The following is a 23,070-nucleotide window of genomic DNA, read 5'->3' as shown; positions in this document are numbered from 1 at the left end:
TTCTGGGAGGAATCGGGATGCAGACCAGGTACGACCTCGCGATCATCGGATCCGGCGGCGGTGCGTTCGCGGCGGCCATTCGTGCGACCTCTCTGGGCAAGTCGGTGGTGATGGTCGAGCGTGGCACGTTCGGCGGCACGTGTGTGAACACCGGCTGCGTGCCGTCGAAGGCACTGATCGCAGCCGCGGAGGCCCGGCACGTGGCCGCGGACGCGCCGACCCGGTTCCCGGGCATCGCCAGCGTCGCGGGCGCGGTGGACATGCCGGCCCTGATCGGCGGAAAGCAGGATCTCGTCGAGGCCCTGCGGGGTGAGAAGTACGTCGACGTCGCCGACTCCTACGGTTGGCAGGTCCGCCGCGGCAACGCCGCGTTCGCCGGCACTCCGGATTCGCCCCTGCTCGAGGTCGCCGCGGCGGATGGCAGCGTCGAGACCATCGAGGCAGCGCAGTACCTGGTGGCCACCGGGTCCCGTCCCTGGGCCCCGCCGATCCAAGGGTTGGAGGAGGCCGGGTACCTGACCTCGACTACGGCGATGGAGTTGACCGAGGTCCCCGACTCGCTGCTGGTGCTCGGTGGTGGCTACGTGGCCCTGGAGCAGGCGCAGCTGTTCGCCCGGCTCGGGTCGACGGTGACCCTGCTGGTTCGGTCCCGGCTCGCGTCGAAGGAGGAGTCGGAGGTCTCCAAGGCGCTGCAGGAGGTCTTCGCCGATGAGGGCATCCGGGTGGTCCGCCGAGCGGTCCCGACCCGCGTGACCCGCGACGCCGCCACCGGCCAGGTGGTGGTGACCGCGGACGTCTCCGGTGGCGCGCAGGAGTTCCGCGCCGACGAGGTTCTGGTCGCTCTCGGCCGCCGACCGGTGACCGACGGGCTCAACCTCGACGCGGTCGAGGTGAAGACTGGCGAGGTCGGCGAGATCGTGGTCACCGACCAGCTGCAGTCCTCCAACCCGCGGATCTGGGCGGCCGGTGACGTGACCGGGCACCCCGAGTTCGTCTATGTCGCCGCCCACCACGGCACCGTGGTCGCCGAGAACGCCTTCACCGACGCCGAGCGGTCGGTGGACTACATGCGGCTGCCCCGGGTCACGTTCACCAGTCCCGCGATCGGCGCAGTCGGGATGACTGAGGCCCAAGTCCTCGCGGCCGGGATCCGCTGCGACTGCCGGGTGCTCCCGCTGGAATACGTGCCGCGAACGCTGGTCAACCGGGACACCCGCGGCTTCATCAAGATGGTCGCCAACGCCGACACCGGCGAGATCCTCGGCCTGACCGCGGTCGCCAAGGACGCCGGCGAACTGGCCGCCGCGGGCGTCCACATCATCGGCAAGACCATCGCCGAGGTCGCCGACGCCTGGGCGCCTTACCTGACCATGACCGAGGGCATCCGGATCGTCGCGAAGGCCTTCACCACCGACGTCTCCAAGCTCTCCTGCTGCGCCTGACCCGCACCCACCCCACTCAACGAAGGAGGCATCCGCGATGTCGGACCTCAGCACCCAACTGCCCCAACGACTCACCCGACCCGAGGAGACCGGCCTTGACGCCGGCCTGCTGATCCCGCTGCTGCGGCTGCTCGTCGACGGCGACCCCGTCACCGTCGAGCAACTCGCCGCGGCTGCGAGCCGCACCCTCGATGACGTACGGCGCGGTCTCGCGGCGGTGCCGGACACCGAGTACGACGATCAGGGCCGGATCATCGGCCAGGGCCTCACCCTGCGCCCCACCCCGCACCGGTTCACCGTGGCCGGTGAGGAGCTCTACACCTGGTGTGCGCTGGACACGCTGATCTTCCCCGCCCTGCTGGACCGCCCGGCAAAGGTGGAGTCGGCCTCCCCGGTCAGCGGCGAGCCGGTTCGGGTCAACGTCGACCCCACAGAAGGTGCAACCAGCGTCGATCCGCCCACCGCGGTGGTGTCGCTGGTGAACCCGGAGCAGATCACCTCGATCCGTTCCTCCTTCTGCAACCAGGTGCACTACTTCACCTCCCCCGAGGACGCCGCGGGCTGGCTGGCCGAGCACCCCGGCGCGGAGGTGGTCCCGGTGGCCGAGGCGTGCCGGATCGGGGCCGCCCTCGCCACCGGCCTGCTCAACCGCCTCCAGGCGCCCGCCGCGGCCGACGACAGCCACAGCTGCTGCTGACCCATACCCACTGAAGGGAATGAGAACACCGATGATGTCCAACCACGACGATCGCCCGGGAGGCAGCGGCCTGCTCCTCGGAGCCGGCGCCGCGCTGCTCATGGTCGCCTGTTGCGCCTTGCTCCCCATCCTCATCGCCGGTGGCGCGATCGCCGGTATCGGCGCGTTCCTCCGCAACCCGTGGGTCATCGGCGCCGGGATCGCCCTGGCGATCCTCGCGCTGATTGCCATCTCCCGCCGCGGCGGCGGCACCGCCGGCCACGGCTGCTGCCCGCCCATGCCCACCAACGAAAACGTCGACCCGAAGGACGAGCAGAACCGATGAGAATCACCCGCCGCCACCACGCCGCGCTCTCGATCGCCGCCGTACTCGCCGCCGGATCGCTGACCCTGACCGCCTGCGGCAACAGTGCCGACCCCGCGACCGCCGGTTCCGGTTCACCCGCCACCGTGACCAGCGTCGATGGCCAGCAGATCAGCCTGCCCGCCAACGGGAAGCCCACCGCGGTGTTCTTCTTCTCCGTCGGGTGCGGCGAATGCGTCAACGGCGTCCGGTCCCTCGGCGAGGCCGCCACCACCGCCGAGAACGCCGGCACCGTGGCAAGCTTCCTCGCCGTCGACATGGACCCCGGCGAATCCAAGGCCCTGATCGGCGACTTCATGGAGTCCGTCGACGCCGAACACGTACCGGCCGCAATCGACGATGGCGCGGCACTCTCCCGGCGATTCGAGGTGGCCGCTCTGTCCACCCTGATCGTCGTCGACGCCGACGGCACGGTGACCTTCCGCGCCACCGACCCCGACGCCGCGACGATCACCGCCGAACTGGCAAAGGCCGGAGCCTGACCCATGGGCGGACTGCTCACCCTCGCCTTCGCGGCCGGCATGGTCGCGCCCGTGAACCCGTGCGGGTTCGCGCTACTCCCGGCCTGGATCACCCACACCCTCGGCGACACCGATGCCTCAACGGTCCCGGTGCGGCTGCTGCGGGCGCTGCGGGCCGGTCTCGTGTTGGCGGTGGGGTTCGCCGGCACCCTCGCGGCAGCTGGCCTGGTAGTCAGCGCCGGCGCCCGAGGGCTGATTCGCGCCGCGCCGTCGCTTGGCCTGGCCGTCGGCATCCTGCTGGTGGTTCTCGGCCTGTGGATGCTAGCCGGACGCTCGGTCTCGGTGCGGGTGCCTCGGATCCCCGGCCGGGCAGCCGCGGGACTCCCACCCACTGCCCGGATGGCTGCGTTTGGGGTCGGCTACGCGCTGGCTTCGCTGTCGTGCACGTTCGGGGTGATCCTCGCGGTCATCGCGCAGGCGCAGGCCACCTACAGCTATGCCGGGCTCCTGCTCGTCTTCGGTGTCTACGCTGCTGGCTCGGCGACCGTCCTGCTGCTGCTCGCCCTGGCCACCGCCGCGGCAGGCAGCGGACTCACCCGCCACGTCGCGCGATTGGCCCGCCATGGCCCACGGGTCACCGCTGTCGTCCTGCTGCTCACCGGCGCCTATCTGGCCTGGTACTGGTACCCGGCGGCCACCAGCGACGCCCCGGTCGCCGCGGGCCGTGGTGGCGGACTCACTGACGTCTCCGCGGTGGTCTCCAGCTGGATCCAGACACGGGCGACACTCATCGGCGCGCTCGCTGCCGCGTCTGCGCTGGTAGTGCTGGCGCTCGGGGTTCTCCAGCGACGCCGCCGGATCCTTCGGGGGCGCCCGATGACCACGCGGGACAGCACGCAGTGACAGCCCACCGGGTGCGGCGTGCGCACGAAACAGGCTCGGTTGATTGCGTCACCGCGACGCGTTCCCTGACCGGGTCGACGCCAGCCGGTAGGAGTCGGTACCAGTTTCGATGATGTTGCCGCCGAAGGTGAGGCGGTCGACGATGGCCGCGCACAGGCGCGGGTCCGTGAAGGTCTTGGTCCAGCCGGCGAAGCCCTCGTTGGACGCGATTGCCACGCTGTTCTTCTCCTCTCGCTCGGTGAGGACCTGGAAGAGGAGTTCGGCGCCGCGGCGGTCCAGTTCCATGTAGCCGAGCTCGTCAATGCAGAGCAGGTCGACGCGGCCGTAACGAGCGATCGTGCGGGCCAACTGCTTCTCATCGGCTGCTTCTACAAGCTCGTTCACCAGCCTCGTGGCGAGGGTGTACTTTACCCGGAATCCCTTTTCCGCGGCTGCGGTCCCCATGCCGATGAGCAGGTGAGACTTGCCGGTGCCGGAATCCCCGATCAGGCACAGCGGCTGGCCCTTCCGCACCCACTCGCCGGTCGCCAACTGGTGGATGGTGGCGGGGTTGATGTTCGAGTTGGCGTCGAAGTCGAAGTCCGCGAGGAACTTGCTCCGCGGGAACCCGGCGCCGTTCACGCGCCGGATGGTGGACCGACGGTCGCGGTCGTCGCACTCGGCCAGGAGCAGCTCGGCGAGGAATCCGGTGTAGGTCAACTGGTCCTTGTTCGCCGCCGCGACCGCGTCGCCAAGCAGGGCCCGCATGGTCGGGAGCCGGAGCCTCCGGCAGGCCTGGTCGACCGCCGCTACGGCGGCTTCCTCGGTCAGGCCGCGGCGGCGGCGCAAGGTGGTGGTCACGCTGGTGACTGTGCTCATCGGGGTGCTCCGCTCTCATCGGGACTCATCGGGTCGGGGTGGTGGTCGGTGCCGGTGCGGCGGCCGAGCAGTTGCTGGTATTTCTCCATCGACGGCAGCGGCCGGGTGTCGGGCGGGAGGCCGGCGATGACCGCGGCCGGGTCGAGCAGCAGGCGTTCGGTGAGGGACACGACCTTCCGGCTGCGCTTGGCGTCGCCATCTCGTCGTTCGCCATCGCTGGGCTGCGCAACGGGATGACGGTCTGAACTGGCCCCGGTGGGCGCTGCGAGGGTGGTGTGCAGGCGTGCTTCGACCGCGACCACATCAGCTGAGACTGCACCGACGCTCACTGCGGCGAGCAGCCCGGCTTCGACTTCGTCGGCGGCCATGGCGCGGTGCAGTAGGAGCACGTCGATCAGTTCCCGGGTGCCGACCGCATCCCCGAGCCGCCTGCGGGCGTTCGCCCAGAACGCCTCATGCGCAGGCGTGAACGCCCCCGATTCGCGGGCCTGCGCCAACGCGGTGGAGCCTGGCAATGCGCCCGGCTTACCCTTGAGCACCTCGAGGTAGTGGTCGAGGTTCACCGACTGGCCACCCCTTGTGATGACGCGGGCGTGCCGGGCGATCTGGAGTCGGCCGTCGAACACGACGACCTCGGATGCGCGCAAGGAGACGCGGACGCGGCGGTGGATGAACCGCGCCGGGACGGAGTACCGGGCCATGCGGACGGTGATCATCGCGGAGCGGTCGACCATCGGGTTCAGCATCAGCCCGGGGTCGAACCCCTCGACCGGGAGCGGCGCGAGGTTCTCGCGTTCGGTCGCGAAGTCCTCGCCGACGGTCCGGATCCGCGACGAGATCCGTCGGCGGTCGTCGGCGGCGTCCAAGGCACGGACCTTCTCGTTCAGCTCGTCGAGCGAGTCGACGACGGGCATGGGCACGAGGTGCTGGCGGCGGAACCGGCCGACGTCGCCTTCCACACCGCCCTTCTCATGTGCCCCGGCGATGCCCGGCTGGCAGTAGAACGCGTCGAACCCGAAGTGAGAGCGGAACAGCACCCAGCGGTCGTTCTCTACCCGCTCACGACCGCGCGCGTTGACGACCCGGGTGACTGCGGCGGTGAGGTTGTCGTACCGGACGTGCCGGGCGGGGATGCCGCCGATCTCGTTGAACGCGGCGATGTGGCCCTCGAGGAACGCCTCTTGGCCTTGGGTGGCGTAGATCCGGTGCACCGCCTTCCCGGAGTAACTCAACCTGAATGTGAAGAGGAAGACCTTCGTCTTCACCCCGGCCAGGATGACGTAGAGCTCGCCGAAGTCGACTTCTGCTTCTGCGCCTGGCGCGTGCTCCTGGGGGATCATGACTTCGACCCGGCGGCCAGCTTCGAGGCCGATCTGCGTGCGGCGGATGCGGACGTAGTCGCGAACCGTCGAGTACGACACCTCAATGGCGTCGTGTTCCTCGATGAGGCGGACGTGGATCCGGCGGGCGGTGTGCCGTTGCTTCCGCGGCGCCTCAAGGTCGGCGCGGAGCATGTCGTCGATGGCCGACTTGAACGGATCCAACCGGGGCGAGGAACGCACCGGGGTCTTCCGCGGCGGTGGTTCCGCGGACGTGAGGGCCCGGCGAACGGTGCCGCGTCCGACTTGGTGCTTGCGTGCGAGCGCTCGGATCGACATGCCCTCGACCCGGGCGTCCCGACGGATCGCAGCGAACAGTTCCACACGCACCCTCATCCCGAAACCCACTTCCGGTGCCGCGAGGACCGCTGGATGCGGGTCCTCCTGACGCCACGGAAGTGGGTCCAGATCAAGCCGTCACGACGCCACGCCGAAGCCCGGGTGGGTCCCGAATCAGACCGTCACACTGGTCCCGAATCAGACTGTCACCGCCACGCGACGATGCGCGGCGCTAGCGTCCATTTCGCCCCCGGATATCGCAGGAGTGCGGGCTGCTGGGGCATAGCTGTGGGGATGGACACCGCGCGGAGTATTCGGCGACGCAACGGCGATCGATGCCTGCGGCGCGCACGGGCCCGGCTGGGTTACATCAGCCGACGAATCTCTCGGCTCCGCCCCTGGGGGTCGATGCGCAACTCCATCCGGCCGCCGGTGAGCGCAGAGAGGTTCTGTGCCGTCTCAGCGACGGTCTCGTCCACGGCGGCGGCGATTACTGGTATGGCGCGAAGGGCCACGTCTGTGGTGCGCGCGGTCAGGCCGTCGCCAGCCACATGGCGGCGCGCCGTCGCCGAGACTCGAATCCCGTTGGGATTGCCGGCGTGGTCGTACGTGTTCTCCGCGAATCCTGACTGCGCATCAACGCCGCGCACGGCCTCGTGCTCTTTGCGCCAACGGTGGGCGTTCTCGCCGCGGATGTCCATCACAGCTGACCATTCCGGTGACTTCCGCAGCCGATCAAGCCGGTCAACAGCTGGTCGGTGAATAGCCGGCAGGTTCGACCGGAGGGAGGCCAGCGTCTTCTCGCTGATGGAGAGCCACGCCTTTTCATCGTCAGTGACAAAGGGCTTGTAGGTGGGGCCGAGCTGCTCGAAACGGGCTATACCACCGAGCACAGCCTGGATCTCAGCGTCAGTCCGCGCTACTCGAACGACGAAGTTCACGAGGCGATGCCCGATGCTGACGGCGGTGTCGAGGACCGCGTCCGCCAGGAATCGCTGCGCGATCGCCATGCCCGCTGGCTCGCGTTCCTGCTCTATCAGCTTCGCGTGCCAGGACGCCTCGACCAAAGTCGCTGCGCAAATCATGAGTGATTCCGCCATGGATCCTGCGAGCGCGCACGTCTCGCGCCACTGGCTGGTGTGAAGATCGGTGAACGGGTCGGGCTCGAAATCGCTCCGGCTGTAGGCCCACACGCGGTCACAGACGCTGTGCACACCATCGAGGCCGAGGTCTGTCAGCTCCGGACGGTGTGCCACCGCTCCGCCATGGGCGCCGACGTGGCGGAGTTTTAGCCAGGCAGTGTCGTAGGGGGAACTCATGCCGGTGGATTGTTCCTGATCCGTATCAGGGTGCGGGGCGAGGTGCGCAACCCGGGTCGGTGCAGTGCCGGCGATCGTGGCGATCCGGCGAAGATACGGGCAATTCTGCCCGTATCTCTGATACGCTGCAGCAATGAGTCTCAGTTTCCACACATTCAATCGGGACACACGGCAGTTCTACCCCGCAGCGGGTGCAGTGGAGTCCTATCCCGGCGGTGACATCGCGGTGCGCCACCTGCAGCCCGCCCCGGCTGGTTCTGTTCCGGTCGCCTGGAATGCCGGCGGCACCCTTGACTACGCGGCGTTGGCACAGTGGGTGGCGTTCCATGCCGCTGTTAGCGGCATCGCGGCGCCGATCCTGGTGATGCCATACCTGCCTTCCGCTCGCGGCGACCACGACCCGACCGCGGACGCGCAGGTCTCCGCGCGGCTGACAGCGGCTACCGGGATCGGTCACGTGATCTGCGCCGACCCGCACTCACCGATATGGGCCGAGCACACCGGGTGGGACACCGCTGTGCACACCATCACTGCTGCCGACCTGATCGGCGGATCCACACTGATGGGCGCGCACTGGGAATGGGACGCGGTGATCGCCCCCGACAAAGGCGCCGTCGACCGCGCCGGCGCGGTGGCCCGGGTGCTCGGGGTGCCCCTGTTGACCGCAGGGAAGGCACGCGACGCCGCCACCGGCAAGCTCTCCGGTTTCACCGCACCCGACGGAATCGGGGCAGGGCGGTTCCTTGTCGTCGACGATATCTGCGACGGTGGCGGCACTTTTGCCGGACTCGCGCAGGTGATCGCCGCGGCGGTGCCGAAAGCCGAGCTGCACCTGTGGGTCACCCACGGGCTGTTCACCGGCCGCTGGCGCGAAAACCTGGCCCCGCACTACGTCTCGATCACCGCGGCGGACACCGCCGCCCCCAGCGAGCCCGCCGCTCTGCCGCCCGAGGTGCGCGCAGTCCCGCTGCTTCCCGCTGTACTCGACGCCCTCATCCACTTCGCCGCACCCGTCGCGGCTCACTGAATAGGAGACCCACCATGACCTACATCCCGGCCGACTACACCGCCGAAACCCGCGCTGCACTGGCTGTTCTCATGGACACAGATGCCTACAAGTTGGATCACCGCCGCCAGTACAAGACCGGCACCCAGTTCGTCTACTCCAACCTGACGGCCCGCAGCAGCCGCATCCCTGACCTCGACTGGACCGTGTTCTTCGGCCTGCAGGCCTACCTGCTCGACCTCGCTGAGCGCTGGGACCGGTTCTTCACCGGGGACATCGACGCCGTGTGCCGCGCCTACGAGGAGCGCGTCACCGACATCGTCGGCCCCAACGGTGTTGGCTCCGAGCACATCCGGGAGCTGCACGGCTACGGTCGCCTGCCGCTGCGGTTCCGGGCACTGCCCGAGGGGACGGTCACCCCGATCGGCATCCCGTACCTGACCGTCGAAAACACCGATGAACGGTTCTTCTGGCTCACCAACTACATCGAGACCGACATGTCCGCCGCGCTGTGGCAGCCGATCACCTCGGCGACCATCGCCTGGCGTAACCGCTGCCTGCTCGACGAGCGCGCTCTCGCCAGCGGTGTCGACACCGCAGCTGTGGACTGGCAGGGCCACGACTTCTCTGCTCGCGGTATGGCGGGGATGGCAGCAGCGGCAGCTTCCGGTGCCGCGCACCTGCTCAGCTTCACCGGCACCGATTCACTCTCGGCTCTGGGCTGGATCGACCGGTTCTATCCCGGTTCGCCGGCGGGCACGATCATCGGCGGATCGGTACCGGCGACCGAGCACAGTGTGATGACAGCGGGCGGCCGTGACGGAGAGCTGGCGACCTTCGAGCGGTTGCTGGACCTGTACCCCACGGGCATCGTCTCGGTTGTCTCGGATTCGTTTGATCTGTTCCAGGTGCTGACTGAGTTTCTGCCGCAGCTCAAAGACAAGATCATGGCTCGCGACGGGAAGCTGGTCATCCGCCCGGATTCCGGTGACCCGGAGCTGATCCTGTGCGGTGATCCGGCCGCCGCGGCGGGCAGCCCGCAGCGTAAGGGTGTTATCAACCTGCTCGCCGAGACGTTCGGCACCACTGGGCCCAACGCGGCGGGTTTCAAAGAGCTGGATCCGCACGTCGGGGCCATCTACGGCGACTCGATCACCACCGAGCGCGCTGATTCGATTACGGCGAATCTGATGCGCCAGGGCTATGCCTCGACGGTCCCCGTCTTCGGATTCGGCAGCTTCACATACCAGTTCGTCACCCGCGACACTTTCTCGCTGGCGGTGAAAGCAACGTGGGTGCAGGTCGACGGGCAGGGCCGCGACATCTTCAAAGATCCCGCCACCGGTGCCGGAAAGCGCTCAGCGAAAGGTCGGCTGGCGGTGCTCGGGGGGATGGACGGGTCGATGGCGCTGGTGCAGCAGGCCACGACTGACCAGGAGGCAAGTTCGCGGCTGTGCACCGTCTTCGACGATGGGCGGTTCCTCGGCACGCCGCGTGCGCTGACCGGCGTGCGCGCCCAGCTGCGCGAGAGCTGGGACTTGTGGGTGAACACTGCGGTCCGGCGGGGTGCGGCGTGACCGGCGGTCGGATGCTTTCACGCCGCGAGGCACCTGGGCATGAATATGGTTGGTTCGTGCCAGACCCCGAGCCGCCGCCCCCAGCCGAGAGGCGCACCTGGCTCTCGGTCGACCTGGTGGCCATCACCGACGACCCGAACGATCCGGCGCTGGTGCTCTACCGCAGGGAGAGGGCCCCGCACGCAGGGAAGCTGACGCTGCCCGGAGCGGTGATGGACCCGACCAAAGGACAGACGGTCGCCGAGACCGCGGCATGGATCGCAGCTGAGCGCGCCCACGCCGAGGTGGTGCCGGGCACGGTGCCGTTCCCGATCAGCGTGGTGTCTGATCCCAAACGCGACGAGCGCGGACACACGGTGTCGCTGGTGTGCCTGACCCGTGTCCGTGTGCCGGAAACAGGCAGTCCTGTCGTGCTGGTACGCACTGGTGGCCGATTTCCGAAGCGGATGCCGTTCGGACACAACGTGATGCTGGCGGCAGCGGCGTCACGGGCGCTGGACACTGTGTTCGTCGACGCAGCGGTGGCCGGGGCGCTGGTCTCGACGGAGGTGGGGCACGGTGTCACCGTCGGATCGCTGACCGCGACGTTGACGCTGCTGCACCACCTCGCCGGTGGCGATCCCGCTACTGTGCCCACCGCCGAGGCGGTGCGCCGGCGCCGGTCGCGGTCCGCAGTGCTCGCGGTGGGTGGGACTGTCGCCGCGGTGACGCGGCCCGAGGCGGTGCTGATCTCCGTGGCGGGCTGATTCAGCGGCCATCTGCACGGCGTGTGCGTTGCGGCTGCCTCACCTTCGGTCTATTCTCTAAAATAGAGAACCAATCGCGAGGGGTAGACATGCACAACGCAGACCTGACCGCCGAGCCCGACGTCACGGCACACGCCTGGGAGATCCGGGCCGAACGCGTCGAGGTGTTCAAGTCCAAGATCGAGCAGGCAAACCGCAAGCTGGAGCGCGCCGGACTCGACGCACGCTTCGAAGTGACCTACACCGACTTCGAGAAGCGGTTCGGACTCACCTCCGGAGCGGAGATCCCCGCCACGACCGCCGAGACGGTGTTCGTCACTGAGCCGTGGGTGCGTGCCGAAATGAGCGGGCCACTGAGCCTGGCGCACGGGCACTTCACCTTTGTGGCAGCACTGGTGCCCGAAGAGGCCGGTATCACCGTGCATTCGGCCCCTGGTCAGGAACTCGACGGCTTCGTCCCGCGCGGTGACAATGCGTGCGAGCACTGCGGTGTCGCGCGCAATCGCACACGGCTCTACCTCGTCCGCGACGAGCGCACCGGCGCCATCATCCAGCTCGGCCACACCTGCATCGAGATGTACACCGGGGTGTCCCCGAAAGGTCTGTGGGCGTTGACCTACGACGACACGTTGGCCGAGATCGCGCTCGATCGCGGTGGTCCGGCACGGCGTCCGCTCGGCGCATCGGTGAACGCGGTACTGGCCTACGCGTACGCGCACTCCGATCAGGGGCGCTCCTACCAGGCTGCGACCGGGTGGGGCGTGTCCACCGGCGGACAGGTCCGGATGAGCCTGTTCGGATCCATCCACCGGCTCAAAGATGCCGACCGCGCCTACTATGTTGCCAAGGCCGCAGAATCCGCGGGCTACGCTGCGGACACCACGCTGATGGGTGCCATCAAATCCAGCGTGGACACGACCGATGTCGACAGCGACTACGGCCGCAACCTGCGGGTGATCCTCGGCGCCGAGACCGTCACCGGGCGCAACATCGGCATCCTGGCCTCCCTGGTCAAGGTCTATGCACGGGCCAAGCAGCTCGAGGTGGAGCGCGCCGCGACGGTCCTGGCGTCAGGATTTATCGGCGAGGTTGGCGAACGCATCAAGAACATCACCGCCCGCGCCAAGACCGTGGTCTACACCGAGGGCATGTACGGCACCACCACTTTCCTGGTCGCCATCACCGACACCGGCCACACACTCGTGTGGGGTGCGAGCAAGAGTCTCGATGTCGCGGTCGGTGACTGGTTCACCATCGCTGCTGCCACCGTCAAAGAGCACGGTGAATTCAACGGCATCGATCAGACGGTGATCGCGCGCCCGTCGAAGTTCACGGTGCTGCACCCGGAAACGGCAGCGGCGTGAGTGTGAGCGGTCAGCCGCGCAGGCTCAGCAGACAGCAGGTTGAGGCACTGACCGCAGTGGCAGCCGGCCGGGTGCAGTATGGCGCGGAGTATCCCCGAATGGCCCGCCGTCACGGCACCGCTGTCTGTCCGGTGTTTCTGATCGACGGTCACGGTGTCTACGGCGGCCAGCACGCCACGTTCTCGCGGTTGTCGGAGCTGGGCTTCATCGTCGAGCGGGTTGACCTGCTGCCGACGAAGACCGTACCGGCGCAGACGAAAACCTACGGGACCGTGAGCGGCTCGATGACCCGCGACCTGCCCGAGCACCAGGCGCCCGCCGACGACGGTTGGCAGGCGGCAGTCGAACTAACCGCTGCTGGCCGCGCGGCACTGGAGTTCGCAGCACAGACAGAGACCCTGTGATGGTCGCAGACGACGATCACGCCGCGATCTGGGCGCTCGAATCCGCTGCCTGCCAGGCCAGCGCGTGGGAGCGCTGGATCGACCAGGTTGAGGCACTGCTGGGGCACAGCCCCGACGGAGATCTGCGTGCAGACCGATACTCGCTCGATTCGTTCTACGCGCACTGGAAGGCGGGAGTAACGCCATCGGACGCGGTGGCCGCGATCGGCAACGCTCCGATCTGACTGCACCAGCACGGAATCGATCAGCGGCACCGGTCTCGAATCCCGGCCATCGCAGCTTTCACATCGGCATTGAAATCGCTGCGCAGCACTGGATCAGGCGACTTTGCGCAGGCACGCATCGACCTACTGCCGCCGCCGAGGTGCCAGCGCCCGCCGCTGTCGCAGGCGCAGCCGCAGCGGCGGCAGATGAAGTCATGCTCTGGTGCTCGTCGTCCCATGTGTCGATCCCATCGGTGAGAGGGCGGGTGGGCTGGCGGGTTCCCGCGCCTGTCGTACCCGTACCTCTTAAGGGGGTGCGAGTGCGGCGATCGTTGCGTGCCGGTGGGCTGGCTCCGCCGGCAACTGCAGGCATCCCCGGTGCGCGGCGTACTGCATCCCGTGGCGACCCTCTCGGTACCAGACCCCATCGACATACACCCGGCGGCGGCTGCCGCACAGCGGATCTGGCGCGGTGCAGTCGTAATTGTCGGTGTAGTCCTCGGGAGAGAACGAGTCGGTGATCTCGATGCCGGCCATCAGACCGCGCAGGGCCGCGGGAACTCGTCGGGGGAGACGGTGGCGCGATCGATTCCGTTGGCGTCGGCAATCTGGTTCAGTGCGTCCTCGATCTCCATGCCACGCGCGCCAGGGGAGGCAACTCCGGTCCGGATCAGCTCCTCGACGAGTCGGCCGGGGGTGTAGTTGATGCCCTTGTAGATATAGCGGTCCACGCGTGCTCCTCCAGTAGCAGATGTTCGGGGCTTGCAGCGCGCGACTGTGGCAGCTTCTGACCGTCGCCGGGGCCCGGGGCGCGCACGTGGGCAGGTGGGCGGCCGACCGGCGCCGGGCGGGCGCCCGCCGGAGCACGGTGGCGATCGGCGCGGCGATCGTGCACTGTGGACGGCATGTGCGCACATCACACCGGATATTCCGGCACTGATGGCCGATCAGCGGTGTCAGCGGCGCATTCAATCATGCGCTCAAAGCAGTGCTCAATCACTTGCTCAACGGCGCGATCACAGCGACGCTCAAAAGTGCAATAAAGCGGCCGATCACATCCATGCTCAGCGGGGTGATCAGGATGTAGATCAATCCGCGGCTCAGCATGGCGCTCACAAGCGGCCTCAGCGCTCAGCTCAAGAGACAGCGCATGGATCGTTGCCGGGCAGCCGAGCTAGGAACGGGTCAGAGCAGATCCAGCTGGAGCCTGTCGGCGACTCCGCATGCAGCGGCGCGTGCACGCAGATGGTCGACCAGCTCTGCTGGCGCCGACGAGGTGACGCTCAGCGCCGCGGCGCAGCGGTCGACGAGTATCGTCCGCACGATCTCATCGGCGAACGATGCCGTCGCGGCGACGACGTAATCGCACCGAAGGTGCACGGTCCAGCCGGCCAGGTCGCCGTCTACCGCCGCGAGGATTTGGCGGGCGCGGGCGCGCGAACCGGCGAGCACGGGAACATTCAGCGATCCCACCGGCGCGAGTGCCGGCGTTTCGTGGTCGCACATGCGGTGTCGAAGCGCGCTCAGCTGCTGGCGGGGTAGTTGTTCAGCTTGCGCATCGCGGCCTTGTCGCCGAGCGCGGCTTGCAGCACGGTCTCTGGATCGATGTACGTCGCCGCGGAAAGCGCCACCATCTCAGTCACCCGACAGGGGCGCTCGCCCCGCTCGATCCGAGACAGCACCCGCCAGTCGATACCGGCCGCCTCCGCAAGGTCGCGTAGCTCGTATCCCGCGCCGTGCCGCGCAGCGCGCAGCGCCTCGCCGACAGATTCATCGGACAAGTCAAACTTGCGCTGCGGGTGCACAGGCATGCTCAGTCCTTTCGGGTGAAGTTCCAGCGCAGAGAGGTTAGCGTCCAGCCGCGCGTGCCATGTCAGGGACGTGACACAGCGTGCAGCTCGGTGCGACGATTGATCACCGTTTCCAGCAACTTCTCCGGTTTCGAGCCGCTTGCGTGTGCCAGCGCGACCAGCTCGGTCACACGGCACGGGCGGTCGCCGCGTTCAATGCGGGACAGCACCCGCCAGTCGATCCCGGCGGCGTCGGCCAGATCGTGGAGCTTGTGCCCGACACGCAGACGTTCGGCGCGTACAACAGCGCCGACAGCGGTGTCTGCCAGGGTGAATGTGCGCTGCGGGTGCACGGGCATGTCGGTCCTTTCCAGGGATTCTCCAATACAGAGACTAGCGCGATGGGCGCGCGATTCGCGGACAACGGCGATGAGGACGTGACACTGGCCGTCTGACCTGGTGACACGCCCCCAACGCCTGGCCGCTAGTCGGACTCGAAGATGCGGACGCCGTAGCCGAAAGCGCTGGTGTCCGCGCATCCGTAGCCGGCCACCGCCACCGCGGCTCGGATGTTCTCGGGATCCTCCCCGAGCTTGGTCAGCTCCGCGATCGCGTACTTCTCGGCGGCAGGGCGGTCCGGAAACTCCGCTTTGCCGAAATACTCACGGTTGCTGATTCGCTGGAACTCGCAGATGAACATGGAGCAGTGCCCTTTCGTGGGTGCGGATAGATCTCCCCGGGGGCACCCGTTGTGGCCTCCGGGAGGCCGGAGGCTGGCACGTTGGTCGGTTAAGTCACGGCTACGGCGCGGGCACTGCGTGTGGTCTGCAGTTGCGGGTGCGCGCCACGGTGAGTAGCCCGCATCACCCAGTTGCGAGCAGGCGCGAGGCCACCCGGCGCTGATAGCCGATACCGGGCGCATCGGCGAGCAGGTCCGTGGGTGCTGGAGCACCTGCGATGCCCGCCGCTTCATCGAGCGCGGTTGCATATGCGCGCGGGAGCAGCGCGGTGATCGACCGCGGAGCGATACCGGCCAATTGTTCGGCGATCGTGGCAGGCGTAACTGAGCGGGGGTCGCCCATCTGCACGTCGTAAGGCTCCAACTCACGTTCGCACTCGACCAGGCCGTGAAGCGCGGACAGGATCAACACCCGCCCCGCATGTTCGCCCGCGACGCGGCGCGCTGCGCGAAGCATCAGCGCGAAATGTGGTGACGTGTACAGCTCGGCTGCTGGCGCGCGCCGTTCCAACTTGGCCGCGCCACATGCGAGGACCACGATCGGCTCCGCGTCGGGCATGCCAGCGGGTTCAGCGTGTTCGGCAACTCCGGCCGCGACAAGATCGTGAGCGGCGAGCAAGTCGACGTGGGCCGGGCCGTTGACCGCGGCGAGCACAGCTGCGGCGAACTGGCGCCCGGCTGCCATCGTGGTATGCCGCGAATGCGCGGCCAAGACGCCGCCGGCGACACGGATTCGCATGAACCACGCGCCATGGGTGCGCGCCCCTTCGGCGTCGTTGACGCGGTACAGCTCGATGGTGTGGGTGTCGGTGGTTGCGGTGTGGATCGTCAGGGTGCCGCAGGGGTGGGGGACCGGACGGAATATCAGCGGCGGAGCAGGGCGTGTGTCAGGGTTCTCGGCTGCGTCGACGGCGTTGGTTGTCTGCGTCATGTTGTCCCCCTGTTTATTTCGTCGAACGTGATCGTCGAGCGATGCGTACTATTCTCTAAAACAGAGAATATATGTAGGAGGAGACAGTGGCTAAGGCGCACGCGACAATCGTGACCAGCGATGACCAGCGTCTGTGCGACGCGCAGCGGTTGGAGGCGATTCGTGAGGTTCTCGACGACCTGTGGATCGCTCAGCACCACAGCGCCAGGTGTGTCACCACCGCGGGCGCCGACGAGGTGCGCCACGAAGCCGTCGAAGAGATCCGGGCGATCACTGACAGAACCTGGCGCCCGGCTGCCAACCCCGCGCCCACGTTCTGGCGCCGTCCCAGGTTGGGCGCCTGATGGTCCCGGAGTTTCAGCGTGGCGACGCGGTGGTGTTCGTGCGCGCCCAGACGACACACACCGTCGGTGCCCCGAACGCGCAACGGGTCAGCGTCACCGTCGGCGTGGTCGTTTCCGTCACCCGTGACGGGCGTATCAAGTCCTACCGCAGCGGGGCCGACGGCTCACCTGTGCAGCTGCACCGGCACTCCGTCGAGCACCGCGCCCAGGCGTACCGGCTTCCGAGAACGGGATGGGACATCGACGCCATCGCGGCGTACTGCGCCGCTCGTCCCTGGGCGCACGCTCCCCAGCACCGCGGTGCGCCGTTCAACGGGCTGGACCAGGCACGCGCCGAGCTGCGCCAGTTTCGCCTGGGAGCCGCAGTATGAGCGCCCACCCGGGTGGTCCGGGTGCAGCAGGGAGGTGGGCAGCCGTGGAGATCGAGCGCCACGATGCCGAGCAGCCGGTCTACGTCGAGGGCGGCGACGGGATCAGTGACGACTGGCTTCGCGACGAGTGGTGGCGTGCCAACAATCCCGGCGCCAGTGCGGCACGGGGCGTTCTGTGCGCGATGGCCGCCGCTGCGATCCTGTGGCCGGCACTGATCGCCGCGGGATTCTGGGTGTGGAGCCTGTTCGCTTGAGCTTCCCGCCTGCGCCCGACGACCTGGGATGCGCTTCGAGAGGAGACCGCTGATGGCAATCGACCAGAAGTACCGACCCGTTCCGGAGCACCGCCGCGTCCGTGGCCGGACCGCGCCCGCGACCATCAGCGTCCGAACGCATTTCATGTACTCGGAGCCGGCGGTGAACACATAGTCGCATCCAGGGTGTGAAAAAGACGTGACGTTGTCTGCTCACCGCGGCGGTTACTCTTTCCAGAGCGCGCTGGGGTGGGTCGGCCTGGCAGCATCCGCATCCGCAGCAGCCGCCGAACCCCTGTGCGCGCCATTGACCCTCTCGGCTGAAAGAGCCGACCTCACAGAAAGGCCGGTGGTCGTGGCAGCCAGTGACGTTGACAGGGCGAACATCCTCCGGCGTCACAGCGCCCAGGCAGCGCTGGCGCTGCTGATGGCGTGCGTGCTCACGGCCTGTTCACCCGTCGAGGGCACCCGAGCCGATCCTGCCGAGCCGACGGTTAGCGTGCTCGAAGCGATCCAGACATCCGGCGAGTTCGGGCTTCCGGTCTGGCCCGAGATCCTCGGTGTCGAATCCGACTCAGGTGCCGACATCCGCTACCGGATGGCGATGCGACTCGATGACGGGCAACTCGAGGAATTCCTGTCTCAGTTTCTCCTCGGCCCGCAGCCCTCCGACATACCGAAGTCAATGTCTGTGATCGCCGGGCCGGCACTGGAATCCGCGCCCGACCCGCAGTACCTGCAGAACGGGATCGACTCGACCAACGGCGCGTTCGTCCGCGAGATCATCATCGACAAGCGCGCACCCGACGAGACGTACGTGCACATCTCGGTGTACACCCTCTGAGCGCGTCGTCGTCGTCGGTCATGCAGGCTGCGCTGCGGCTGAGGTCGAGACCGTGCTGATGCCATGGCCAAGCCGGTCGGGCAACGCGCGTCTCGCGGCTGTCACGTCGCCTACTGTGCAGGTTGGCGGGCAGAAAATTGTTGCGCACCAGGGTCTGTGACCCGGTTTAGGCTGAATGTAGGCCGTGCACAGCGGCATCCGACACATTCAGGGGGACATGTCACGATGACTGCGGACATCACCATCACCACCGCCTCCGTTCACTCTTCCCGCGGCGCTGACACGCACCCGGGACCTGTGAAAGCTTTTGTCCGGCGGGCAGTGATCGCGGTGGCGACCGGCGCTGTCGCATTCGCTGCTGTGGCGTGCGGGTCATCGGATGCCTCGCCCGACGAGGTGCGCGACATTCACTCCGGCAAGAGCAAGCCCACCTCAGCGTCCGCGCCGCGGTAGCTGCCCGGACAATGAGAGGCACCGGTGTCGCGGGACGTCGTCCGGCCGTGGCCGCCGCGGCTGTCCTCACGGCCGCCGCAGCTGTGGGTGCCGTGACGTGGACGTGCACATTGTCGTCGAGCGTGGACGGTGTGGAGATGGGCGATTACGGGCCCGGCAAGCAGCGTAACTGGGCACAGCAGCTGGTGACGGGCTTGAACACCCACGACGCGGCACAGGTTCCCGTTCTGTATGTGGGCGGGAAACTAGCTGCGGCGCAGGCCCGCACGATCGAGGTCGCCCTGCCGGCGCCGGGGTGCCGCTACGAGCTGGTATCGGTGCGCGATCGCGGCGACCAGGGGCGCCAACGCATTCCGGGCTTGGACGGCGAGAACTCGACGTACCAATTCGACATGACAGTCGAGCAGCACTGCCCAGCTGGACAGCCGCGTACACGGGTGCTCGGCGTCATGGCCGTGGCCGAGATGGGCTACTGGGAACCGTTCTACTTCGCGACCGACCAACAGGGTCAACGCATCCCCAGAATGTCCCAGCCGTGAATGTCCTCGCCGAGCGGAGGACAGAGCACCAGCGTCGCACCGCGCACGGCCATGATGCCGGCACCCCGACCGCCGGACACACGTTGCGGGCACGGCGACGGTGCACGAATGACGGTGCCGTCCGGGGCGACCGAGGCGACGAAGATGTCCTTGGAGTCGCGGGCCGCTGCGGTGACCATGCGGTCCCCGATCTGAGCCCATGCCAAACCGTCGATGAGTGAGGTCGATACCGAAAACCCCTCAACGCGTGTCACAGTGCGCGAGAGCAGCGAGTACACCTCGACCCACAGCTCGCCGTCTCGACCGCCCACACCCAACTGCACAAGCGGTCCCGAAACGGGTTCCCGCCTGCTGGACTCCGAAGCGCTGTTGATGAAAGCCACCGCGTCGGTGTCGATATCCACTGACAAGACGCCGATCCGCTCCCTACCCGCCGCCCCGGGCTCGGTACGCCCCCGGCTGCGCGTCTGCAGAAGAAGCATGCTGTCGTAGGCGCCCAGCGATGACACCTCTAGATCGCTGGCCACGACCGGTAGCGCCACGGGAAGGGAGATCAGTCGCTCCTGGCCGGTGTACCCGTCGGCCACGCGGATGTCGACGCCGTAGCAGGGACCGGTCACCACCTGATCGTTGATCACATGGGCGGTGCTTTCACACGGGCCTTCATCGCTAGGCCTCACCCAGCGCACCACACCTGTCTGCGGATCAAGCGAGCCGACTTCCTCGGCACGGCGGACCACCGCAACCACAGTGTCCGACGCTCCTACGCCATGGGCGAGTTCGAAACCCGCATTGTTGAGCCACAGCTGCTCGCCGGTGTTGGCATCGAATCCGATGAGAACCGGCTCATTGTCGGGGTTCACGGGTGCGATTTCGTGCAGTTGCGGTCGCATGCACTGGGCGATCACGACAGACCCGGCGGTGACGCCGGTGGAGCGCACCGCTTCCAGTCCGCAGTCTTTCGGGAACACCTCCGCCGCGATGTGCCAGCGCGGCACACCGGTGGCCGCATCGTAGGCGGTGATGGCCCCGTCTCGTTCGTAGGTCAGGTATCCCGGACCGGCGGCCAGAACATGCTCGGTGTCGAAGACCGGTATCGAGTACGCGACCCGGGTTCCCACCGCGGTGGGCAACGGGGCGACGGCGACGCGATCAGCAGTCGCGGAAGGGGTCTGGGTGCGTGGCCACCACCAGCCGGCCACCGCGACGCCAGCGACCAGGGACAGCGCGACACCCGCTGCGGTCCACGGGGACAGCAAGGTGAGCAGGGACCGTACCCCAGACTGCCGGGTGTTGATCGCCCATACCGACCCCACCAACAGCAGCGCCGCGGCCACGACGAGCAGCGGCCACCCGAGCTGAGCCAGTTCGGGGGCCGGCTGCGCCCCGAATCCGGACACGCGCACCACGATCGAGGCGGGCACCGACGAGCCGTAGGTCCAGGCGGTCATCGCGACCGTGAATGCCAGCAGTGTGGCCGCCCAACGGCTCACGGTGCGGCCCACCAGGGTGCCGATGCCGATACCGAGAACCGCCACGGCGGTCAGTGATCCCAGAATCAGGTACCAGACAAAGAACTCGGTGACCGGCGCGAGGGTGTCGGGGGCCCGGCCACCGCGCGGGACACGGATGGTGAAGCCGTAGGCTGTGACGGCGAGCGCGCCGAGGCTGGTGCCGATGCCCGCGGCGACCAACGCGCGGCTCAGCGGTGGTGGTCGGTCCTGCTGGCTGCGAGGGATGAACGGTGGCCACGGCCCGCCCTCGCGGTCCGAAACACCGGGATGTTCGTCGTGCTGTGACATCAGCGCACACCCACGATACGGTCGCCGCAGTTGACCAGCAACGCGCCGTTGATCGCTGCCACCCTGGGCACATCCGCACTCGTGCAGGGGCTGGGATAGGTCTTCATGGGTTCCTCGTGGCTGAGCACTTTGAGCGTCGGGGCCTGACCGGGGATGGGTACAAGGGTGACCCACTGCTCACCGACGCGGGCCCAGACGGCTCCCAACCCCTCGGTGAATCGCAGTGTGTCGGTGGCCAGTCCGGTCTCGATGGTGGTGCTGGTGGCGAGGTCCAGGATCGTCTGGCGGCCGGCCGGGCCGGTCAGCACCAGGGTGCGTGTATCGGGCACCTGCACGCGGGCGTCGTCGGGAAGGCGGTACACGACCGCACCTGTGGCCCCGTCGATCAGCGAGGACGTCCGCGACGTGGGGGAGATCGCGCCGACTTCGCTGACGAGCAGGACATCGGTGCCCGGGATGCCCGTGACATGAGCGTTTTCGGTGTCCACGACATCGAAGCCCACGTCTGCGGTGCGCAGTACCGCGCGGACCGCACCGGTTAGGCCGCTCCGTATCTCTGCCAGCGTGTCCGGACCGTCGCAGTGCGGGACGATTACGACACTTGCGGAGAGGCCGGGCAGCTTGTGGCAGCCCGCGGGGAGGTGAAATGACCACAATGCTTGCCCGGTCTGCAGCTCCCGAACCGTCCACTTCCACGCCGGCTGCGCGCTGGTCGGGGATGAACGGACCTGCTCGACGCTCAGGAATCGCTGCGCGTCCACGAGAGGGGCCATGTGGCGGTCACGGGTCAGCGCACCCACTTCGGGTTGTGTCCACAGCGGCGTCCCGGTGCCGGCGTCGAGCCCGATCAGGACCGGATCCTCATCAAATCGTGCTTGCAGCACGACCACGCCGCCGGGGCCGGGCTCACTGACTGCAGCGCGAAGCACCCACAGCTCCGGATACGACAACGCCCACACCCTCTCGCCGGTAGCCCCGGAGATCGCTTCCACGCCGTCTGGAGTGCTGCCTGAACCGGTGCTACGGATCAGCCCGGGGCCACCGGCCACCATGAACGTGTCCGGGTCGCTGTTGTCGGCGATCTCGTAGGCGACGGGGCCGCCGACATCGACGGTGGCGGTTTCGGCCGCGGCGGCGTTCACGTGGTGCGCGGTCGGATTCTTCAGGACCAGCACCGAGGCGCCGCCGACCGCCGACATCGTCAGCGCCACGATCAGCACCCCTGGCCCGGGCGAGTGCCGCTTGCGACGGTGACCGTCGGCGCCGGCAGCGGCACCGGCCAGCGCGATCACGGCCAAGCACGAACATACCCAGGCGATGGACGTCAATCCGACCACATCGACACCGTCCAAAGCAGACTGCTGGTCACGGGCGGTGCCGAACAGTTGGATGTTGGAATCCTGTACCCGCCACCACAATCCGATACATCCGAGCAGCGCCACGGTCGGAGACAGATACCGCAGCAGGGCGGCGCGGCGATGTGCAGTGTCACGCGTGCTGTCTCCGGTGCGCCAGAACGCCAACAATGCGTAGGCCGCGAGCACGACCAGCATCGCCGCACCCACCGCCGCGCTGCGCGAAAACACGGAGACGACGGCGGCGCGGTCGGCCAGCAGCAGCAGCGACGGTGTCTTCTGCGCTTGTGCGATCAGCCGGCATACACCGGAGGCCGCGGACAGGCCGACCGCGATCGCGAGCACGGGTGCTGTCCATCGCGCCAAAGGTCGCGGCGCCGGCAGATTCGTTTCGCTCATTTCGCCCTCGATGTAGTGAGAGCTGCTGTGCGCGGCCCTCTTCGAGCGTAGAACGTGGCGGATACCGTGTTACGCACGAGTTTGTCGGCCACGTCGATGGGCTTCGTAGAGACGCGAATGCGGCGCCCCTGGTGCTGGTCCAGGTGACGCCGCATTCGCGAGGTGTTTACTGAAGCATCCCGGGTTTGATGCACACCTCGTTTCGTGTGACCGGTGTGCTTCCCGATCTGGTGGTGAGGGTAGTACG

Annotated in this window: 27 protein-coding genes; 16 read left to right on the top strand and 11 right to left on the bottom strand. The window is 67.8% G+C overall.

What is annotated here, in order from left to right; translation table 11 throughout:
• The first annotated feature begins 17 nt into the window (after positions 1-17).
• From merA to AWB94_RS05675, 5 genes are read left to right on the top strand one after another with little or no spacing between them, the layout of a single operon-like run.
• Positions 18-1,442 (top strand): mercury(II) reductase, encoded by a 1,425-nt coding sequence (gene merA / locus AWB94_RS05695; protein ID WP_006246583.1) that lies wholly within the window; start codon positions 18-20, stop codon positions 1,440-1,442.
• 37 nt (positions 1,443-1,479) lie between these two features.
• Entirely contained in the window at positions 1,480-2,139 is a 660-nt protein-coding gene (gene merB / locus AWB94_RS05690; protein ID WP_006246582.1) for an organomercurial lyase MerB, read from the top strand.
• A gap of 31 nt (positions 2,140-2,170) precedes the next feature.
• The gene (locus tag AWB94_RS05685; protein ID WP_006246581.1) at positions 2,171-2,464 is read left to right on the top strand and encodes a mercuric ion transporter MerT; all 294 of its coding nucleotides are present in this window, start codon (positions 2,171-2,173) and stop codon (positions 2,462-2,464) included.
• Complete coding sequence (locus AWB94_RS05680; RefSeq protein ID WP_006246580.1) at positions 2,461-2,985, top strand: TlpA family protein disulfide reductase; 525 nt, start codon at positions 2,461-2,463, stop codon at positions 2,983-2,985. The genes AWB94_RS05685 and AWB94_RS05680 overlap by 4 nt, the downstream gene beginning before the upstream one ends.
• A gap of 3 nt (positions 2,986-2,988) precedes the next feature.
• Complete coding sequence (locus AWB94_RS05675; RefSeq protein WP_048472691.1) at positions 2,989-3,867, top strand: cytochrome c biogenesis CcdA family protein; 879 nt, start codon at positions 2,989-2,991, stop codon at positions 3,865-3,867.
• A gap of 48 nt (positions 3,868-3,915) precedes the next feature.
• Here AWB94_RS05675 and istB read toward each other — a convergent pair whose 3' ends face one another.
• From istB to AWB94_RS05660, 3 genes are all read right to left on the bottom strand, one after another.
• A complete protein-coding gene (gene istB, locus AWB94_RS05670; protein ID WP_006246577.1) occupies positions 3,916-4,725 on the bottom strand; it encodes an IS21-like element helper ATPase IstB in 810 nt (269 codons plus the stop codon).
• Complete coding sequence (istA, locus tag AWB94_RS05665; RefSeq protein WP_008720624.1) at positions 4,722-6,440, bottom strand: IS21 family transposase; 1,719 nt, start codon at positions 6,438-6,440, stop codon at positions 4,722-4,724. The genes istB and istA overlap by 4 nt, the downstream gene beginning before the upstream one ends.
• A 308-nt stretch (positions 6,441-6,748) precedes the next feature.
• Positions 6,749-7,702: a hypothetical protein gene (locus AWB94_RS05660; protein ID WP_131805250.1), complete on the bottom strand. Its 954-nt coding sequence runs from the start codon at positions 7,700-7,702 to the stop codon at positions 6,749-6,751.
• A gap of 133 nt (positions 7,703-7,835) precedes the next feature.
• On the opposite strand from AWB94_RS05660, the gene AWB94_RS05655 reads away from it, so the two are divergent.
• The 6 genes from AWB94_RS05655 to AWB94_RS05630 all read left to right on the top strand — a co-directional run bounded on the left by AWB94_RS05655 (position 7,836) and on the right by AWB94_RS05630 (position 13,023).
• Complete coding sequence (locus AWB94_RS05655; protein WP_062656089.1) at positions 7,836-8,729, top strand: phosphoribosyltransferase family protein; 894 nt, start codon at positions 7,836-7,838, stop codon at positions 8,727-8,729.
• A 14-nt stretch (positions 8,730-8,743) separates the two neighbouring features.
• Positions 8,744-10,285 carry a nicotinate phosphoribosyltransferase gene (locus AWB94_RS05650; RefSeq protein WP_084395071.1) on the top strand — a complete coding sequence of 514 codons (1,542 nt, stop codon included), beginning with the start codon at positions 8,744-8,746 and terminating at the stop codon, positions 10,283-10,285.
• Between the two features lie 56 nt (positions 10,286-10,341).
• On the top strand, positions 10,342-11,031 hold the full coding sequence (locus AWB94_RS05645; protein ID WP_131805251.1) for an NUDIX hydrolase: 690 nt from the start codon (positions 10,342-10,344) through the stop codon (positions 11,029-11,031).
• Positions 11,032-11,120: 89 nt separating this feature from the next.
• On the top strand, positions 11,121-12,395 hold the full coding sequence (locus tag AWB94_RS05640) for a hypothetical protein (RefSeq protein WP_109762105.1): 1,275 nt from the start codon (positions 11,121-11,123) through the stop codon (positions 12,393-12,395).
• A 56-nt stretch (positions 12,396-12,451) separates the two neighbouring features.
• Positions 12,452-12,799, top strand: coding sequence for a hypothetical protein (locus tag AWB94_RS05635; RefSeq protein WP_085122389.1), 348 nt, complete (start codon positions 12,452-12,454; stop codon positions 12,797-12,799).
• The gene (locus AWB94_RS05630) at positions 12,799-13,023 is read left to right on the top strand and encodes a hypothetical protein (protein WP_062656092.1); all 225 of its coding nucleotides are present in this window, start codon (positions 12,799-12,801) and stop codon (positions 13,021-13,023) included. Before AWB94_RS05635 ends, AWB94_RS05630 begins: the two co-directional genes overlap by 1 nt.
• A gap of 515 nt (positions 13,024-13,538) precedes the next feature.
• On the opposite strand, the gene AWB94_RS05620 is transcribed toward AWB94_RS05630, so the two are convergent.
• The 6 genes from AWB94_RS05620 to AWB94_RS05595 form a co-directional block, all read right to left on the bottom strand.
• Entirely contained in the window at positions 13,539-13,733 is a 195-nt protein-coding gene (locus AWB94_RS05620; protein ID WP_062656094.1) for a hypothetical protein, read from the bottom strand.
• A 454-nt stretch (positions 13,734-14,187) separates the two neighbouring features.
• Complete coding sequence (locus AWB94_RS05615) at positions 14,188-14,475, bottom strand: hypothetical protein (protein WP_064961280.1); 288 nt, start codon at positions 14,473-14,475, stop codon at positions 14,188-14,190.
• A gap of 50 nt (positions 14,476-14,525) precedes the next feature.
• Positions 14,526-14,813 carry a helix-turn-helix domain-containing protein gene (locus AWB94_RS05610; protein WP_062656096.1) on the bottom strand — a complete coding sequence of 96 codons (288 nt, stop codon included), beginning with the start codon at positions 14,811-14,813 and terminating at the stop codon, positions 14,526-14,528.
• A gap of 62 nt (positions 14,814-14,875) precedes the next feature.
• Positions 14,876-15,151, bottom strand: a complete 276-nt coding sequence (locus tag AWB94_RS05605) for a helix-turn-helix domain-containing protein (protein WP_062656097.1) — start codon at positions 15,149-15,151, stop codon at positions 14,876-14,878.
• 125 nt (positions 15,152-15,276) lie between these two features.
• Positions 15,277-15,492, bottom strand: coding sequence for a hypothetical protein (locus AWB94_RS05600; RefSeq protein WP_036376616.1), 216 nt, complete (start codon positions 15,490-15,492; stop codon positions 15,277-15,279).
• A 163-nt stretch (positions 15,493-15,655) separates the two neighbouring features.
• Positions 15,656-16,462, bottom strand: coding sequence for a DUF6884 domain-containing protein (locus AWB94_RS05595; protein WP_201029523.1), 807 nt, complete (start codon positions 16,460-16,462; stop codon positions 15,656-15,658).
• Positions 16,463-16,572: 110 nt separating this feature from the next.
• Between AWB94_RS05595 and AWB94_RS05590 the strand changes: the two genes are divergently transcribed.
• The 5 genes from AWB94_RS05590 (at position 16,573) to AWB94_RS05570 (ending at position 19,267) form a co-directional block, all read left to right on the top strand.
• Positions 16,573-16,806: a hypothetical protein gene (locus AWB94_RS05590; RefSeq protein ID WP_131805252.1), complete on the top strand. Its 234-nt coding sequence runs from the start codon at positions 16,573-16,575 to the stop codon at positions 16,804-16,806.
• On the top strand, positions 16,806-17,177 hold the full coding sequence (locus AWB94_RS05585; protein ID WP_062656099.1) for a hypothetical protein: 372 nt from the start codon (positions 16,806-16,808) through the stop codon (positions 17,175-17,177). Before AWB94_RS05590 ends, AWB94_RS05585 begins: the two co-directional genes overlap by 1 nt.
• 44 nt (positions 17,178-17,221) lie before the next feature.
• Positions 17,222-17,431: a hypothetical protein gene (locus AWB94_RS05580; protein ID WP_062656100.1), complete on the top strand. Its 210-nt coding sequence runs from the start codon at positions 17,222-17,224 to the stop codon at positions 17,429-17,431.
• 355 nt (positions 17,432-17,786) lie between these two features.
• The gene (locus tag AWB94_RS05575; RefSeq protein WP_234811639.1) at positions 17,787-18,275 is read left to right on the top strand and encodes a hypothetical protein; all 489 of its coding nucleotides are present in this window, start codon (positions 17,787-17,789) and stop codon (positions 18,273-18,275) included.
• Between the two features lie 464 nt (positions 18,276-18,739).
• Positions 18,740-19,267 (top strand): hypothetical protein, encoded by a 528-nt coding sequence (locus AWB94_RS05570; RefSeq protein WP_131805253.1) that lies wholly within the window; start codon positions 18,740-18,742, stop codon positions 19,265-19,267.
• Here the strand turns inward: AWB94_RS05570 and AWB94_RS05565 are convergent.
• A complete protein-coding gene (locus AWB94_RS05565) occupies positions 19,237-21,069 on the bottom strand; it encodes a BamB-related PQQ repeat family beta-propellar protein (RefSeq protein ID WP_062656102.1) in 1,833 nt (610 codons plus the stop codon). The genes AWB94_RS05570 and AWB94_RS05565 overlap by 31 nt on opposite strands.
• On the bottom strand, positions 21,069-22,823 hold the full coding sequence (locus AWB94_RS05560; RefSeq protein ID WP_109762107.1) for a PQQ-binding-like beta-propeller repeat protein: 1,755 nt from the start codon (positions 22,821-22,823) through the stop codon (positions 21,069-21,071). The genes AWB94_RS05565 and AWB94_RS05560 overlap by 1 nt, the downstream gene beginning before the upstream one ends.
• Positions 22,824-23,070: the final 247 nt, after the last annotated feature.

The organism is Mycolicibacterium canariasense (genome assembly GCF_002101555.1).
In the GTDB taxonomy this organism is placed as follows: domain Bacteria; phylum Actinomycetota; class Actinomycetes; order Mycobacteriales; family Mycobacteriaceae; genus Mycobacterium; species Mycobacterium canariasense.
The sequence above is the reverse complement of the archived record's forward strand: the minus strand, read 5'-3'. Positions and strand labels throughout refer to the sequence as shown.